16 protein-coding genes are annotated in these 16,277 nt (G+C 63.8%); 14 read left to right on the top strand and 2 right to left on the bottom strand.

The features are described from left to right. Positions 1-1,110, top strand: a complete 1,110-nt coding sequence (locus GSQ92_RS11090) for an S-(hydroxymethyl)glutathione dehydrogenase/class III alcohol dehydrogenase (RefSeq protein WP_158805204.1) — start codon at positions 1-3, stop codon at positions 1,108-1,110. 32 nt (positions 1,111-1,142) lie between these two features. Here GSQ92_RS11090 and GSQ92_RS11085 read toward each other — a convergent pair whose 3' ends face one another. Then, entirely contained in the window at positions 1,143-2,264 is a 1,122-nt protein-coding gene (locus GSQ92_RS11085) for an AI-2E family transporter (RefSeq protein ID WP_158805205.1), read from the bottom strand. A 294-nt stretch (positions 2,265-2,558) separates the two neighbouring features. On the opposite strand from GSQ92_RS11085, the gene GSQ92_RS11080 reads away from it, so the two are divergent. The 8 genes from GSQ92_RS11080 to GSQ92_RS11045 all read left to right on the top strand — a co-directional run bounded on the left by GSQ92_RS11080 (position 2,559) and on the right by GSQ92_RS11045 (position 10,150). Next, positions 2,559-3,452 carry a helix-turn-helix domain-containing protein gene (locus GSQ92_RS11080; protein ID WP_158805206.1) on the top strand — a complete coding sequence of 298 codons (894 nt, stop codon included), beginning with the start codon at positions 2,559-2,561 and terminating at the stop codon, positions 3,450-3,452. Next, positions 3,449-4,300 carry a 3-mercaptopyruvate sulfurtransferase gene (gene sseA, locus GSQ92_RS11075; protein ID WP_158805207.1) on the top strand — a complete coding sequence of 284 codons (852 nt, stop codon included), beginning with the start codon at positions 3,449-3,451 and terminating at the stop codon, positions 4,298-4,300. The genes GSQ92_RS11080 and sseA overlap by 4 nt, the downstream gene beginning before the upstream one ends. Positions 4,301-4,349: 49 nt before the next feature. Continuing rightward, on the top strand, positions 4,350-5,516 hold the full coding sequence (gene metC / locus GSQ92_RS11070; RefSeq protein WP_158805208.1) for a cystathionine beta-lyase: 1,167 nt from the start codon (positions 4,350-4,352) through the stop codon (positions 5,514-5,516). Then, entirely contained in the window at positions 5,513-5,923 is a 411-nt protein-coding gene (gene hisI, locus GSQ92_RS11065; RefSeq protein WP_158805209.1) for a phosphoribosyl-AMP cyclohydrolase, read from the top strand. Before metC ends, hisI begins: the two co-directional genes overlap by 4 nt. A 112-nt stretch (positions 5,924-6,035) precedes the next feature. Further along, positions 6,036-7,589, top strand: a complete 1,554-nt coding sequence (locus tag GSQ92_RS11060; protein ID WP_159013441.1) for an ISL3 family transposase — start codon at positions 6,036-6,038, stop codon at positions 7,587-7,589. Positions 7,590-7,674: 85 nt separating this feature from the next. Then, positions 7,675-8,409 (top strand): DUF72 domain-containing protein, encoded by a 735-nt coding sequence (locus tag GSQ92_RS11055; RefSeq protein WP_159013440.1) that lies wholly within the window; start codon positions 7,675-7,677, stop codon positions 8,407-8,409. Positions 8,410-8,442: 33 nt separating this feature from the next. Continuing rightward, positions 8,443-9,216, top strand: coding sequence for a VOC family protein (locus GSQ92_RS11050; RefSeq protein ID WP_158805211.1), 774 nt, complete (start codon positions 8,443-8,445; stop codon positions 9,214-9,216). A 169-nt stretch (positions 9,217-9,385) separates the two neighbouring features. Then, complete coding sequence (locus GSQ92_RS11045) at positions 9,386-10,150, top strand: SDR family oxidoreductase (protein WP_158805212.1); 765 nt, start codon at positions 9,386-9,388, stop codon at positions 10,148-10,150. A 35-nt stretch (positions 10,151-10,185) separates the two neighbouring features. Here GSQ92_RS11045 and GSQ92_RS11040 read toward each other — a convergent pair whose 3' ends face one another. Then, entirely contained in the window at positions 10,186-11,100 is a 915-nt protein-coding gene (locus GSQ92_RS11040; RefSeq protein ID WP_158805213.1) for a LysR substrate-binding domain-containing protein, read from the bottom strand. Between the two features lie 109 nt (positions 11,101-11,209). Between GSQ92_RS11040 and GSQ92_RS11035 the strand changes: the two genes are divergently transcribed. The 5 genes from GSQ92_RS11035 to GSQ92_RS11015 are packed head-to-tail and all read left to right on the top strand — an operon-like array spanning position 11,210 to position 16,247. Continuing rightward, entirely contained in the window at positions 11,210-11,962 is a 753-nt protein-coding gene (locus GSQ92_RS11035) for an SDR family NAD(P)-dependent oxidoreductase (protein WP_158805214.1), read from the top strand. Then, entirely contained in the window at positions 11,955-12,800 is an 846-nt protein-coding gene (locus GSQ92_RS11030) for a transketolase (RefSeq protein WP_158805215.1), read from the top strand. Before GSQ92_RS11035 ends, GSQ92_RS11030 begins: the two co-directional genes overlap by 8 nt. Continuing rightward, the gene (locus GSQ92_RS11025) at positions 12,797-13,798 is read left to right on the top strand and encodes a transketolase family protein (protein WP_158805216.1); all 1,002 of its coding nucleotides are present in this window, start codon (positions 12,797-12,799) and stop codon (positions 13,796-13,798) included. The genes GSQ92_RS11030 and GSQ92_RS11025 overlap by 4 nt, the downstream gene beginning before the upstream one ends. A gap of 5 nt (positions 13,799-13,803) precedes the next feature. After that, positions 13,804-15,309 carry an ATP-binding cassette domain-containing protein gene (locus GSQ92_RS11020; RefSeq protein WP_158805217.1) on the top strand — a complete coding sequence of 502 codons (1,506 nt, stop codon included), beginning with the start codon at positions 13,804-13,806 and terminating at the stop codon, positions 15,307-15,309. After that, on the top strand, positions 15,306-16,247 hold the full coding sequence (locus tag GSQ92_RS11015; RefSeq protein WP_158805218.1) for an ABC transporter permease: 942 nt from the start codon (positions 15,306-15,308) through the stop codon (positions 16,245-16,247). The genes GSQ92_RS11020 and GSQ92_RS11015 overlap by 4 nt, the downstream gene beginning before the upstream one ends. Positions 16,248-16,277 lie beyond the last annotated feature (30 nt).

Below are 16,277 nucleotides of genomic sequence, written 5' to 3'. Positions count from 1 at the left end.
ATGAAGACCCGCGCCGCCGTCGCCCGCGCCAAGGCCCAGCCGCTCAGTATCGAGACCATCGACCTAGAAGGTCCGCACGCTGGCGAGGTGCTGGTGGAGATCAAGGCCACCGGCATCTGCCACACCGACGAATTCACCCTGTCGGGCGCCGATCCGGAGGGCATTTTCCCCTCCGTCCTAGGCCATGAGGGCGCGGGGATCGTGGTGGATGTGGGCGCGGGCGTGACCAGCCTGAAGAAGGGCGACCACGTCATTCCGCTCTACACGCCGGAGTGTCGGCAGTGTGAGTATTGCCTCAGCCGCAAAACCAATCTCTGCGTCGCCATTCGCGCGACCCAGGGGCAGGGGCTAATGCCGGATGGCACGTCGCGCTTCTCCTCGGGCGGCGAGCCGATCCACCATTACATGGGCACCTCGACCTTCTCGAATTTCACGGTGCTGCCGGAGATCGCGCTGGCCAAGATCCGGGAAGACGCGCCTTTCGAGAAGGTTTGCTACATCGGCTGCGGCGTCACCACGGGCATCGGCGCCGTCATCAACACGGCGAAGGTCGAGCCCGGCGCCAAGGTCGTCGTCTTCGGCCTGGGCGGGATCGGGCTGAACGTGGTGCAGGGCGCGCGGCTGGCGGGCGCCGAGATGATTGTTGGCGTCGACCTCAATCCGGGCCGGGTGCCGATGGCCGAGAAATTCGGCATGACCCATTTCGTCAATCCGGCCGAGGTTGAGGGCGATCTGGTGCCCTATCTCGTTAGCCTGACCAAGGGCGGGGCCGATTACAGCTTCGAGTGTATCGGCAATGTGAAGGTCATGCGGCAGGCGCTGGAATGCGCCCATCGCGGCTGGGGTCAGTCGATCATCATCGGCGTGGCGCCGTCCGGGGCGGAAATCAGCACCCGGCCCTTCCAACTGGTCACCGGGCGGCAGTGGAAGGGAACGGCTTTCGGCGGTGCCCGTGGCCGGACCGACGTGCCGCGCATTGTCGATTGGTACATGGACGGCAAGATCAACATCGACGACCTCATTACCCATGTGCTGCCGTTCGAGCGCATCAATGATGGATTCGACCTCATGAAACGCGGCGAATCGATTCGGACGGTGGTGACCTACTGACGCCCGGTCCAGCGCCGGGCACGCCTGGCCACTCAGATTTCGCGGCTGCGACGGAGGGCGGCGATGGTTTCGGCCGCCTTGCGCGCGTCCTCGTGGCGCAGCGCGTGGATCTCGGCGGCGGGCGCCAGAGGCGCGCCACGGGAGAATTCCTCGACCAGGATGAAGCCCACGCCCAACAGCACGGGGCCGAGGAATATTCCCAGGAGGCCGAAGGCGAAGGCGCCGCCAAGGACGCCGATGAGGGTGAGCAGGAAAGGCAGATGCGCGCCACGGGCGATGAACCAGGGCCGCACGAAGCTATCCGCCACGGTGATGCCGATGGCGCACCAGGCGGTCAGGATCGCGCCGGCATAGGGGTGGTCCATGCTGAACAGCCAGATCGCGGCCGGCACCCAAATCACCATCCCGCCCCCCGGCACCAGGGAGAAAAACGTGCCCGCCAAGGCCAAGGTCAGCGCATTCGGCACGCCGCTGACCCAGAGGCCGAGGCTCAGCATGAGACCCTGAACCAGCGCGGTGCTCAGAATCCCATAGACGGCGCCACGAACGGTCGCTCCCGTGATCGTGATGAGACGTTCCGCCTGGCCGCCGATGATCCGATAGAGGAAACCTCGCAGCCGGCGCTCGATCGCATCGCCATAGAGGAAAAAGAAGAAAGCGATGAAGAGGGCGACCGCCATCCGCGCCACCCCGTCTGTAACTGTGATGACGAGGTGAAGCCCTTCCTTAGCAAACATTCCGAGATAAGGATGGATTGCGGCGAGCAGGCTTTCGAGATCGGCAGACCAGTGGTTCCACAGGTCGCTGACCGTCGAGCCCAGCACAGGAAGGGAGGAGAGCCATGTCGGAGCGGGCGGCAGACCGAAGATCAAGACTTCGTTGATCATGCGGCGAATATTGGCTGCATTCTGCAGGCCGCTCTCGGCGATCAATGCGAGGGGAAGGAGGATGACGACCGCGGTCAGCACCACCATGAGTAGAGCGGCCGGGACGCGATGGAGCCGCCAACGGAGCCGGAGCCATGCATAGATCGGCCAGGTGGTGAAGGTTAGGATCGCGGCCCATGCTAGTGCTGCAATGAAAGGCTGAAGAACTGCGAGGCAGCCGGCAATGAGACCGGCGAGCAAGACCCAGATCAGAAAGCGTTCGGTCACGGATCTCGATCCTTGTGGTCCGCATTGCAGCAGACGGGGCCGGAGCCGCTCAAAATGAGCGACCCAGCTAAGCGCGAAGGGGCTTGTAGGCGATATAGGCGCTCGTCGGGAGCCGTCTTGATAAGCTTTCGCTTCAAAGTCTCCGAAAAGGCTTGCCGAAGCTGGGTCTGTGTCGATATCACAACGTTCTCGACAAGGTTTTTTTAACCCTCTTCACAGTTTTGGAGCGTTTCATGGTATCCGGCTCCAGCGTCGTTCGCAGTCTCCAAAATGCAAATAGGGAATAGCCGGTCGGTGCGCCTGAACGATATCGGACAACAACTCCGTGCTTACAGGATGGAGTCGGGGCTGCGGGCGGACGAGATTGCTGCACGACTCGGTGTGTCTCGTGCGGCACTCTACCGTTACGAGAAGGGCGAGGTTATCAAGCTCGACACGGTACAGCGTCTCGCCGAGCTCCTCAAGATTTCCCCGCTCGCGCTGCTCGGTGTCGGCGTGGAATATTACACGCGGCTCACCGGCTATTTGGAGCGTATCCGCCAGATCGAGGAGAGTGCTGACCAGATATTGCACCTGTCTGGGCCATTCCATTATCTCATGACCTCGGACAATTTTGACACCATCTACGCGGAGGCCCTTAACGAATTAGTAGCGCAAGCCGGCGATGATCGAGCGGCGCTACGCGCGCAATCGGACCAGGTTCTCAATCTCATGGCGGAACGCCGTCGCTCATTTCAGAATAGGCGGCCCAATATCGTGGCTATCATCGCGGCCGAGGCGATCGACCAGTATATCCGGCGGCCACCAAGCACGCGCTTTACGGCCTCGCCACGACTCCGCCGGCGGATGCTCGACGCTTCGGTGACGGAGCTGATGACTATCGCAGATCTTATGGAGGCGGAACCGATTGGCTTCCAGTTTGGCCTGCTCACTAACGAAGTCCCGATTACCAACTTCACGGTGCTTCGATCGCGCGAGCGTGCGCAGATTGCGATCAATCCATTCCGCTCTGACGCACATCCGACCCAGGTTGGCTGCGTAATGATCACCTCTGCGGAGGAAGCGATCGGCGCGCATCAACGGGTAGCGGAGGTCTGCTGGCGCGACGCCCTGAAAGGCTCTGCTGGGGCACAGAAGCTCAGGGCTTTGGTGAAGGTAGCATCGGATGCGGAGAGCGCCATCGCATGATGCCGCTTGTCTCGACGAACTGGCTAGCCGAACATCTCGGTGAGCCAGGCATCGTGGTCTGCGACTGTTCCTTCCATTTGCCGGCTGACGCGCGCGACGCCACCGCCGAATATCGTGCGGCGCGTATCCCAGGGTCCCGTTTCTTCGATATAGAAACTATCGCCGATCGCAGTACCGGACTTCCGCATATGCTGCCCGAGGCGTCGGCTTTCGCCGACATGGTCGGCGCGCTGGGTATCGATAACGAATCCACCGTCATCTTTTACGATCAGACGGGACTATTTTCCGCGGCGCGCGGCTGGTGGATGATGGCGGCATTCGGGCATGACCGTGCCGCGGTGCTAGACGGTGGACTGCCGAAGTGGCGCGCCGAAGGCCGGCCGCTCGATATCGGGCTGCCCATGGAGGTTCCCGCCGCGTCCTTTACGTCGCGATCGCAGCCCGAACTCGTCCGCGACCTCGTCGCGATGCGCAATCTGGTGCAGAGCGACTCGGTGGTGATCCTCGATGCCCGTGCCGCCAATCGGTTCGCCGGCACCGTGCCCGAGCCCCGGCCGGGCTTGCGGTCTGGACATATGAGGGGCGCACACAATCTGCCGTTTACCGAATTGTTGGCCGGCGACGGTACGATGCTATTGCCCGACCAATTGCGTGCCCGCTTTGCAACGGCGGGCGTGGATGGCACCAAACCGGTGGTGACGAGCTGTGGCTCTGGCGTCACCGCGGCCGTGCTTAGCCTTGGCCTCGCCGTGGCTGGATTGCCGGGCGGCGCGCTTTATGATGGTTCTTGGGCGGAATGGGGCTCCCGCCCCGAGACAGCACCGGATTCTGAAACCTATGCCGCATGACTCGCCCGAAGACCATTCGCCGAGACGGGAGCTTCAACCTTCCACACGGATGACGCAGGTCGGTCGAACCTCCACCCGCGGCTACGGCTTCGTCAATCCCGCGGTGGTTCGCGGATCCACCGTTCTGCACCCGGATCTCGCCCATATGCGCGGCGTGGAGACGGCGCGTTACGAGCAGGCCGTCGTCTACGGCACTCACGGCACGCCGACCCATTTCGCTCTGGAAGACGCGGTCGCGGAGATTGAAGGCGGTACGCGTTGCCAGGTCGTTTCCTCGGGCCTGGCAGCGGTCACCACCGCGCTGCTCGCCTTCGTGAAGGCTGGCCAGCATATTCTGGTGCCGGATAGCGTTTACGGCCCGACGCGGCGCTTCTGCGGCGGCATACTCGCCGGCTTTGGCGTGGAGACTACCTATTACGACCCCATGATCTCGGCGGCGGGGCTCGATGAGCTGATGCGGCCGACCACTCGGGTGGTCTTCACCGAGAGTCCGGGCAGCCATACTTTCGAGGTGCAGGACGTTCCGGCCCTGGCGGAGGTGGCGCATCGCCACGGTGCCAAGGTGCTGCTGGACAACACCTGGGGCATCCATTTCTTCCAGCCCTTCACCCACGGCGTCGATGTCTCGATCCAGGCGCTGACGAAATATGCCGGCGGCCATTCCGACATTATCCTGGGGGCCGTGACCGTCGCGACGCCAGAGGATTGGATCAGGCTGCGGGACGCCGCCACGTCGCTCGGCCAATATGCGAGCCCCGATGACTGCTGGCTGGCGCTGCGAGGCATCCGGAGCCTCGGCGTAAGGCTGTCCCGCCAGATGCAATCCGGCCTCCTCGTGGCGCGCTGGCTGGAGCAGCGGCCCGAGGTGCTGCGTATTCTGCATCCGGCTTTGCCGGGTTCGCCGGGCCATGAAATTTGGGAGCGGGACTTCTCCGGTGCCCCAAGTCTCTTTGGGCTGGTGCTGAAGCCCGAATACAGCCTGCACGCGATGCACGCGATGATCGATAGCCTCGAGTTATTCGGCATCGGCGCATCCTGGGGGGGGTTCGAGAGCCTGGTGCTGCCGACCACCGAGACGATCCGCCGCTCCGCCGGAACCGGCGATTTCGGCGGCGAGATCATGCGGCTGCATGTTGGGCTGGAAGATCCCGCTGATCTGATCGCGGATCTGGAGCGTGGCTTCCGTCAGCTCCGCGAAGCCACGATGCGGGGATGACCAGGTCCGAAACCGTGCTGGCTGCCATCGCTTTCGATGCCGCCGGCTTGGTGCCCGCTATCGCGCAGCAGCACGATACCGGCGAGGTCCTCATGATGGCCTGGATGAATCGCGAGTCCGTGGCCGAGACCCTGGCGACCGGGCGGGTCTGCTATTTCAGCCGTAGCCGCAACCGGCTGTGGCGCAAGGGCGAGCAGTCCGGACAGGTGCAGCGCCTCGTGGAGCTGCGGATCGACTGCGACGGCGATGCGCTGCTTCTGCGCGTGGATCAAACGGGCGTCGCCTGCCATACCGGGCGTCGAAGCTGCTTCTACCGCGCCGCGACGCCGGACGGACTTGCCGAAATTGTCGCGCTGGAGGTCTCCCCGGAGGCTCTCTACGGCCATACGGAGGCGAGTCATGGCTAAGAGGGCGGAGACCGCGAAAGCGGGCGCCATCCGGGTCGGCGTTGGGCTCTGACTCACTTTTGATGGAATTGGGGTGCTTTCTGGCCTCGGATCAGCGAGGGAGTTCGCCACTGTGCCCCAGACTTTTCGCGCCTCTGCTCTCGTCCCGCGCGGCTTCCTCGTCGACGAGATCACGAGCGATGGCGCGAGCGCGCTGATCACGGTGCGCTCCATCGAGACCGCGAGCATCTGTCCTGGGTGTGGGACGCGATCCGACCGGGTCCATAGCCGGTATTATCGGCGCTTGGCTGACTTGCCGATCGCCGGGCGTCCGGTGCGCCTGATGGTGCGGGCTCGTCGGTTCTATTGTCGGGCCGTTCTATGCGGGCGCCTGGTCTTCGCTGAGCGCTTCGACGGTGACGTGCTTGCCCCATGGGCGCGCCGAACGGCGCGTCTCGATCATATCGTCCACCATCTTGGTCTGGCACTTGGCGGCCGACCGGCAGCCAGCTTTGCGCGTCGGCTCATGGTGCCGGTCAGCAAGGATACTTTGCTGCGGGTCATCCGAAGACGCGGCAGTCCGCCTTTCGTGCCGCCGACCATCATCGGGATCGACGACTGGGCATGGCGGCGCAATCAGCGTTACGGAACGCTGATCTGCGATTTGGAGCGGCGGCGGACCATCGCGCTTCTGCCTGATCGTGAGCCCGCAACAGCCAAGGAGTGGCTGTCGCGGCAGCCACAGATCGCAGTGGTGGCGCGCGATCGTGGTGGCGCATACGCGCTTGCCGCGGCCAAAGCGTTGCCCGATGCGACACAGGTCGCCGACCGCTGGCACCTGATGGAAAATGCGAGCCGTGCCTTTCTCGACGCGGTCCGCAAGTCGATGCGTCAGATCCGCTCTGTCGTTGGCGCGGCCACGATCAACCCCAAGCTGCTCACCGCTGCCGAACGGATTCAATACGAAGGTTATCTTCGCCGAGAGGAGGATAACGCCGCCATTCTCCGGCTGGCCAAGGACGGGATCGCGATCAAGGAGATCGTGCGCCGAACCGGGTATAGCCGCTGCCTCGTCCGGCGGATCTTGCGTGGACAGCGGTCCGATATCTTCCGCGTGCGGGAGAGCTCGCTCGAGCTCTATCTGCCTTGGCTCGACGAGCGCTGGGCCGCTGGTGATCGCAACGCCACTGCACTTTGGCGACGGCTGAAGCAGGAAGGTTTCCGCGGCTCTCTGCGCGTCATTAGCGAATGGGCGACGCGCCAGCGCCAAGCAGACAAAGTAGGTAGCGCGCCGAGCCGAACGCCTGCGGCACGGACAATTGCGCGGTTGCTGACGATCAGTCGCGATCAGCTGTCGCGGTCCGAAGCGCTCACAGTAGCCGCCATCGAGGACGGCGTGCCGCTCCTCGTGGAAGCACGCGAGATCGTTGCCGCTTTTCAAGCCATGGTGCGCAAGCGATGCCTAGACGTACTCGACCCATGGTTGGAGCGGGCGCGATCGAGCCTCGTCGTGTCGTTCGCCAACGGCGTGCTCAAGGACAAAGCGGCTGTTTCCGCCGCGATCACGTCACCCTGGTCGAACGGCCAGACAGAGGGCCAGATCACCAAGCTGAAGCTCGTCAAACGCCAGATGTATGGCCGCGGAAAGCTAGATCTCCTTCAGGCGCGCGTTATGGGCTCCGCGTAAGCCCAACATCCATCAAAAGTGAGTCAGAGCCGGCGTTGGAGGCTGGACCTTCGAGCCATGGCGCGGCGTCTTCTATCCCGAGGGTTTGGCGCAACGGCGAGAGCTGGAATACGCCGCCTCCCACCTCACCACGATCGAGATCAACGGCACCTATTACGGCTCGCAGAAGCCGGAGAGCTTCGCGAAATGGCGGGATGAGACCCCGGAGGGCTTCGTTTTCTCCGTCAAGGGTCCGCGCTTCACCACCAACCGACGCAAGCTCGCCGAGGCCGCGCCATCGATCGAGCGATTCTTCACGAGCGGCGTCATGGAACTGCGTGAGAAGCTCGGCCCGATCAATTGGCAGTTCCTCCCCACCAAGCAGTTCAATGCGGAGGATTTCGCCGCTTTCCTCGCCTTGCTGCCGAAAAGCATCGCAGGCGTGAAGTTGCGCCACGTGGTCGAGGTGCGGCATGCGAGTTTCCGCGTGCCGGCTTTCATCGCGCTGTTGCGGGAATACGAGGTCGCCACGGTCTGCACGGACAAGGCGGACTTTCCGCAGATCCCTGATGTGACCGCACCCTTCGTCTATGCCCGGCTGCAGGCCGCCGCGGAGTCGGAAACCGTCGGCTATCCGCTCAACATGTTGGACAGTTGGGCCGCGCGTGGCCGTGCCTGGGCGGCTGGGGGAGCGCCAGCGGACCTCGAAACGGTCGGTCCGTCCCAAAAAAATCAGGCCGCGGGACGCGATGTCTTCATCTACATGATCAACGGCTTCAAGCCGAAGGCCCCAGCTGCCGCGATGGCGCTGATCGAGCGTTTGTCGCGCGCCGAAGCGTAAGCGACCGCAAAAACCAAGCCTGGGAGACAGGAAATGGCCGACGCAATGGGACAGTTCGTCTGGTACGAGCTGATGACGACGGATGCCGACGCGGCTGAGGAATTTTACCGCAGCGTGATCGGCTGGGGTGTTCAGGACGCCAGCAGGCCCGAGTTTCGATACACCCTTCTCACGGCCGGGGAGATTCCGGTCGGCGGGGTAATGGACCTGCCCGATGCCGCGCGCGAGATGGGCGCGGGTCCTGGCTGGATCGGCTATATCGCAGTCGATGACGTCGATGGCCGAGCCGCCATGCTGGCCAAGGCGGGCGGCAAGATCCATCGCTCGCCAGAGGATATTCCCGAGGTCGGCCGTTTCGCGGTCGTGGCCGATCCGCAAGGCGCGGTTTTCGTTTTATTCAAGAGTTTGTTGAATCAGCCTGTGCCCTCCGCCCCCCTTGGGACGCCGGGCCATGGTGGCTGGCGCGAGCTGCATGCCGCGGACTGGGAATCGGCTTTCGCCTTCTATTCCGGCCTGTTCGGATGGAACAAGGGCGAGGCGATGGATATGGGGCCGATGGGCGTCTATCAGCTTTTCGCGCGAGGCGCGGAGCCGATCGGCGGCATGATGACCAAGCAGGACGCGGTTCCCCATCCCTTCTGGCTGTTTTACTTCAATGTCGAGGGCACCACGGAGGCGGCGGGCCGTGTGGAGGTCGCCGGCGGCCGAGTTCTCAATGGACCAGTGGAGGTGCCGGGCGGCATGTGGATCCTCCATTGTATCGATCCTCAAGGTGCCATGTTCGCCTTGGTCGCCGCCCGCCGTTAAGGCTTCGGGCAGGTGGGTCGGTGCGGCGTGTTGCTCGGGGCTCATATCGTCGCCGCATCGACAGGAAACTGATATGCCGGGCGCACTGTCTTGACAGGTCCTGCGCCGAGCGGCTGCCCTGCGGCGTGGTTCCTCACGGGAACACACGGTCTTCCCGGGGGAAATCGATATGAGTGCGTTCGGCATGGTTCAGGACAAGGTCGCCATCATCACTGGTGGGGCCAGCGGCATTGGTCTCTCGACCGCGACATTGTTCGCGCAAGAGGGCTCGAAGCTCGTCATCGCGGATATCAATGAAGCGGGCGCCATCGCCGCCGCGCGGGAACTTGGCGGCGGCGCGATCGGTGTCGGCGTGGATGTCAGCAAGGCGGCCGAGGTTCAGGCGATGGTCGCGGCCGCTGTCGCGGCCTTCGGGCGCATCGATGTGCTGGTCAATAACGCGGGTTTCGGCTTCAGAGGGACTGTGGAAACGATCGAGGAGGCAGACTGGGACCGGCTGATCTCGGTCAACCTCAAGGGCATTTTCCTCTGCGCCAAATATGTGATTCCGGTGATGGCGCGGCACGGTGGCGGCAGCATCGTCAACACCGGTTCGTACACGGCGACCTCGGCGATCGCGGATCGCGCGGCTTATGTCGCGTCCAAGGGCGGCATCGGCGCTTTGACGCGGGCGATGGCGATCGATCACGCGAAGCAAAACATCCGCGTCAATTGCGTGGCGCCGGGAACGATCTCGTCGCCCTATTTCGACAAGATGTTCGCGCAGGCAGCAGATCCCGAGGCGTTGCGCGCGGAGCTAGACGGCCGCGCGCTGATGGGCCGCATGGGCAAGCCGGATGAAGTCGCGGAGGCGATTTTGTGGCTCGCCTCGCGGCGTTCCGGCTTCGCGACGGGCAGCACTCTCACGATCGACGGCGGCACGAGCATTTGGTGACGAGACGATACGCGCCCCGGCAACGACATCGCCCGCTATGGCAGGGCGCGGCCGGGCAGTCCGAGCTCGGCCAGCAGCCAATCGAGAAATAGCCGTAAACCCCGGCTATGCGACAAGCCTCGCGGAAAGACCAGGTGGTGGCCGATATAGGTCACGTCCTGGCAGCGCCCGAGGAGCGGCCGGACAAGACGCCCCGAAAGCAATTCCCGCTCCGCGAGCAGTGTCGATTCCAGCGCGACGCCCAAGCCGTCAGCCGCCGCGCTGAGCGAAAAGAAGCTGCGATCGAAGCGCGGTCCGTGCGGCGCGGGCGCCACCATGCCATTGGCCTTGAACCAGGCATCCCAGCGGATCTTCTTATTGTCGCTCTCGATCAAGGGATGGTCGAGCAAGGCGGCGACCGAGGTAATGCGTGGCGCCATCGCCGGGCAGCAAAGCGGCGTTACGGTTTCCTCGATGAGCGGAAGGATGACGATGCCCTCATGCCCGCGCGGGCCGTAGGCTTTCGGCTCCGGCGCGCCATAGACGATATCGGCATCGAACTCGTCGGCGACGAAGCGCGTGTAGTCGGTACCAGCCGCAAGACGTAGTTCCAGGCCGCCTCGCCGCCCGAGTAGCTGTGGCAGGCGCGGCACCAGCCACTGCGCTGCAAAGCTCGGGGCGCAGTGTAAGCGCAGCAGTGTGGGACCGCGCGTCGAAACACTGAGAAGTCCGTGACGCAGTTCGCCGAAGCCGCGCTCCACATGCGTCATGAGCGTTTCGCCCTCGACTGTCAGCCGCACGGAACGGCCATCCCGCGCGAAAAGCGGCGCGCCGATCTGTCGCTCCAGTCCGCGGATGGCATGGCTGACCGCGCTGGGTGTCAGCGACAGGGAAACCGCGGCGGCGCGGAAAGAGCCGGTGCGGGCCGCCGCCTCGAAGGCCCTCATCGCGGAAAGGGGAAGAGCGCGCATAGCCAATGATGAGCCTGATTCACCCTTGGGTGCAAACTTCGCGCTTGTTTGTAAGGGGGTATATTAGGCATGGCTCCCTCAAGCGGACTACCGCAGGGAGGAAAATCGGATGCTGCTCGCGAATAAGGTCGCCGTCATTTCGGGCGCCGCCGGTCCCCGGGGCATCGGCCTCGCCACTGCCAAGCTCTTCGCGCAGCACGGCGCCCGCGTTGTCATCCTCGATCTCGAAGGCGCCAAGCCGAGCGAAGTGGCGAACAGCATCGGCCCGGAGCATCGCGGCTATGTCTGCAATGTCGTCAATCTCGACCAGTGCCACAAGGTGGCCACACAGGTCATCGCCGACCTCGGACAGGTCGATATTCTTGTCAACAACGCCGGCATCAGCCAGCCGCTGAAACTCCTCGAAATCAAACCCGCCGATTACGACGCGGTTTTGGATGTGAACCTGCGCGGCGTTCTCTATCTCAGCCAGGCCTTCATTCCCCATATGCGAGAGCGCAAGCAAGGCTCGATCATGTTCACGTCTTCCGTTTCGGCGCAGCGGGGCGGCGGCATCTTTGGTGGCCCGCACTATTCGGCTTCCAAGGCCGGGGTGCTTGGTCTTGCCAAGAATATGGCGCGGGAATTCGGCATTGATGGAATCCGGTCGAATTGCGTGACCCCCGGCCTGATCCAGACCGACATCACGGGCGGCAAGCTGACCGCGGAGATGAAGGAGGAAATCGCGCGGGGCGTGCCGCTCAACCGCCTTGGCGTGGCCGATGACGTCGCCGGAGCCTTCCTGTTTCTCGCCTCCGATCTTTCCTCCTACATCACCGGTGCCACCATCGACGTGAATGGCGGAATGCTGATCCATGGTTGAGGATCATCTCCGCAACGCGCCGAGCCTCGCCGCGCGCGCCTGGTCGATCCGGCGCAATGCGGTGCTGATGGGCGAAGTGCAAGGCCAGGGCTATATCGCCCAGGCCCTCGGCATTTCGGACGTGCTGGCGGTGGCGTATTTCCACGGCATGACCTATCGCGCGGAAGACCCGCATTGGGAACAGCGCGACCGTTTCCTGCTCTCCATCGGCCATTACGCCATCGCGCTCTACGCCGCCCTCATCGAGGCCGGCATCCTGCCGCGCGACGAATTGGAGAGTTACGGATCGGATGACAGCCGGCTACCGATGTCGGGCATGGCCTCCTATACGCCCGGCATGGAGATCACCGGCGGCTCGCTTGGGCAAGGCTTGAGCATCGCGGTCGGCATGGCGCTTGGCCTGAAGCGCAAGAAGAACCCCGCGTTCATCTATAACCTGCTGTCGGACGGCGAAGTCGATGAAGGTGCGACCTGGGAGGCCGCGATGTCCGCCGGCCACTGGAAGCTCGACAATCTTATTGCGCTGGTCGATGTCAACAATCAGCAGGCCGACGGACCCTCGACCGCAATGCTGAACTTCGAGCCTCTGGCGGACAAGTGGGGCGCTTTTGGTTGGCATGTGCAGCGTGTGAATGGCAACGATATTCCAGCTCTGGTCGCTGCCTTCGAGACTGCGCGGAACCTTTCCGATCCCAAGCCGCGCGTCATCATTTGCGATACCAAGATGGCGCGTGGTGTGCCCTTTCTGGAAGCGCGCGACCGCAATCACTTCCTGCGCGTCGAGCCCGCGGAGTGGACCGAAGCCCTCGCAATTCTTGATGCCACGAGGCCCGCATGAGCCAGTCGTCACCACCGCAAAAAGCGCGGCTCAAGACCTCGGCAATGATCGCCTCGCTGGCCGCCGAAGGGCAGCGGACTAAACCCGCGCCTTTCGGTCATGCGCTGGCGAAACTCGCAGAGACGCGGCCGGAAGTCGTCGGAATGACGGCGGATCTCGGCAAATACACTGACCTGCACATCTTTGGGCAGGCGCATCCCGACCGTTACTACCAGATGGGGATGGCCGAACAGTTGCTGATGGGCGCTGCATCCGGCATGGCACGTGAGGGTTTCATGCCCTTCGCTACCACATATGCGGTCTTCGCCTCCCGCCGCGCGCATGATTTCATCTGCATGGCGATCGCCGAGGAGAAGCTCAACGTCAAGATCGCCTGTGCTCTGCCCGGTCTGACGACAGGCTATGGCCCAAGTCACCAGGCGACCGACGATATCGCGATCTTCCGCGCCATGCCGAACCTCACCATCATCGATCCCTGCGATGCGCTCGATATCGAGCAAATCGTGCCCGCCATCGCGGCGCATGATGGCCCGGTCTATCTTCGGCTGTTGCGCGGCCAGGTGCCACTCGTGCTCGACGAATACGATTATGAGTTCAAGCTCGGCCAGGCGGCTTTGCTGCGCGATGGCGGCGACGCGCTGATCGTCTCGTCGGGTTTCATGACGATGCGTGCGCTCGAAACCGCGAAGCTGCTGGAGGCGGATGGCGTTTCCCTCGCCGTGCTGCATTCGCCCACCATCAAGCCGCTGGATGTCGCGAGCATCACCCGAGAGGCACGGCGCAGCGGCCGGCTTGTCATCGTCGCCGAAAACCATTCGGTGATCGGCGGATTGGGCGAAGCTGTGGCGGGCGTGTTGATGCGTGAGGGCATCCACTGTGCCTTCCGCCAGATCGGTCTGCCGGATGAGTTTCTCGACGCGGGCGCCCTGCCGACGCTGCATGACCGCTATGGCATCTCGGCGGAAGCCATGCGCGCCAGCATCAAGGGCTGGCTCTGACCGCCATGGCCGACAAAGGTTTCCTCCTCGACGCACGCGGCATCACGAAAAGCTATGGCCCGACGCATGTGCTGCGGGGCATGGATTTCGCGGTGGCGCCCGGCGAGGTGCACGCCTTCCTCGGCGGCAACGGCGCTGGGAAATCCACGCTGCTCAAGATCGTCGCCGATGTCGTTAACCGAGACGGCGGCACGCTGAACTTCGACGGGCACAGCGTCGATGAGCCGCAGGGCGCCGCCGCCCGCGCGCGCGGCCTCGCCATCGTGCACCAGGAACTCGCCGTGCTGCCGCATCTCACGGTGGCCGAGAATATCGAGCTGCCCCATTACCATCGCGGCCTCGCGCTGTTCGACAGGCGGGCCGCCGACCGCACGGCATTGTCCGCCCTTGCCCTCATCGACCGCGACTTTGCTGAACACGCCGCGCATCGCCTGGTCGGCGACCTGTCGCTGCATGAGCAGCAAATGGTGGAAATCGCCCGCGCGCTGAAATCCGGCGCGCGCCTGTTGCTGCTCGACGAGCCGACCACCAATCTGACCGCCGGCGAGGCGCAGCGGCTCTTTGCCGTGCTGCGCCGGCTGGTGAGCGAGACCGAGATCGGTGTGGTCTTCGTTTCCCATCGCATGCGGGAAATCCGCCAAGTCGCCGATGTTTGCACCATTATTCGCGATGGCGTCGCGGCGGTGCATCGCAAGCCGGTGACGGAACTGACCGACGCCGACATCGTCGAACTCATGGGCCAAGCCTCGGCACTGACCGAAACGCCAGTCGGCGGCGAGTTACCCGCGGCGGTTTCCGCCGCCCATGTGGACGCGCCGCGCCTCAAGATCGAGGGGCTCGGCTTTCCGGTCGAGGTCGGTGGCGGAGCTATCCTCGGCTTGGCGGGCGCACCGGCCGGGCCGCAGGCGCTCATCGATCTTCTCATTGGTGCCGCCCCGTTGCCGGGTGTGGTCATCCGCATAGGCGACCATCCGCAAGGCTATCGCTCGCCGCGCGAAGCGGTGCGCGACAAGGTGGGGTTCGTGTCGGGCGACCGTGCCAATCGCGGCATGCTGTCAGCATTGCCCATCATCGACAATATGCTCGCCTCCCGTCGTATCGTGGAGCGGCGCGTGCTGGTCTCCGGCAAGGAAGCGGCGCAGGCGAGATCGCTGCTTTCGGCACTGAGTATCAAGGCATCTTCCTATTGGGCGCTGCCTTCCTCGCTCAGCGGTGGCACGCAGCAGAAGCTCATCATCGCGCGCTGGCTGCAGCTTCAACCGCGCATGCTGGTGCTGGAGGAGCCAACGCGCGGCGTTGACATCGGCACCAAGCGGGACATTTACGCCCTCATTCGCGTCATGGCGCAGGCCGGCACAACTATCGTCTGGTGGTCCACGGAGCAGACCGAACTCGTCGAGCTTTGCGATACGGTTCTGGGCTTCGGCCCGGACGGCCGCGCGACCCAGTTGTTGCATGGCGCCGAGATTACCGAAGAGCGGCTCGCTGAAGCGACAGGAATGGCGGCATGATGCGAATTTTCTCGTCCTACCGCACCGAGATCGCGATCGCTGTGGCGATCGTGGTGCTCGAACTGGCCCTGGGCATTCTGGTGCCCAATGCGCTGACCTTCGGCAATATCTCGGATATCGCGCAGGCTTCCGCGCCGCTGATCATCATGGCGGTTGGCGTGCTGTTGGTGGTGATTACAGGCGGCATCGATCTCTCGGTCGGCTCCATCTTCTCGCTGACCGGCATGGTCACCGGCCTCGCGATGAATAGCGGCTACAATTCGGTGCTCAGCACGATCCTCGGCCTGCTGGTGGGCGTCGTGTTCGGCGGCATCAACGGTTTTCTCGTGACCTTCGTGGGCTTGGCGCCTTTTGTGGTGACGCTCATCACCTACGCGGTCGCGGCCAGCCTCGCCTTCATCGTGACCAACGGGCATTCGCTGCCGATCAACGACCAGAACTACTACCTGCTGAATGGCGGAACCCTGATACCCGGCGTGCCAAATTTCGTATTATTCTGCGTCGTCCTGGTCATCGTCACTGAGTTCGTGTTGCGCCGCGTCGTCGCCGGGCGCTGGGTCTATGCGATCGGCAGTAGCACGAACGCCGCCCGCCTCCTCGGCATTCCCGTCCACCGCATTCGTTTCTCGGTCTATGTCGTCTCGGGCCTTTGCGCATCTTTCGCCAGCGTGCTCAGCGTCTCTTACATCAGCAATGCGGAGGGCACGGCGGGCGAGGCGATGATGCTGCAGGCCATCGCCGCGGTCGTCATCGGCGGCGCGAGCCTGTTCGGTGGTACCGGCTCGGCTTTTGGCGCGCTGCTCGGCGCGCTCATGATCACGGTCATCCAGAACGGCGTGAACCTGATCGGCATCAATAGTTTCTGGCAAGGCTCAGTCACGGGCCTCGTCATTCTCGTCGCGGTCCTGATCGACCGTGTCAGCAAGGCAAGGCGCTAGAAGGCGCCGCGTATCTCCAGGGAAGGAACC

This window comes from Acidisoma sp. S159 (assembly GCF_009766125.1).
Taxonomy (GTDB): Bacteria; Pseudomonadota; Alphaproteobacteria; order Acetobacterales; family Acetobacteraceae; genus Acidisoma.
This window is presented reverse-complemented; position numbering and strand designations above follow the sequence as displayed.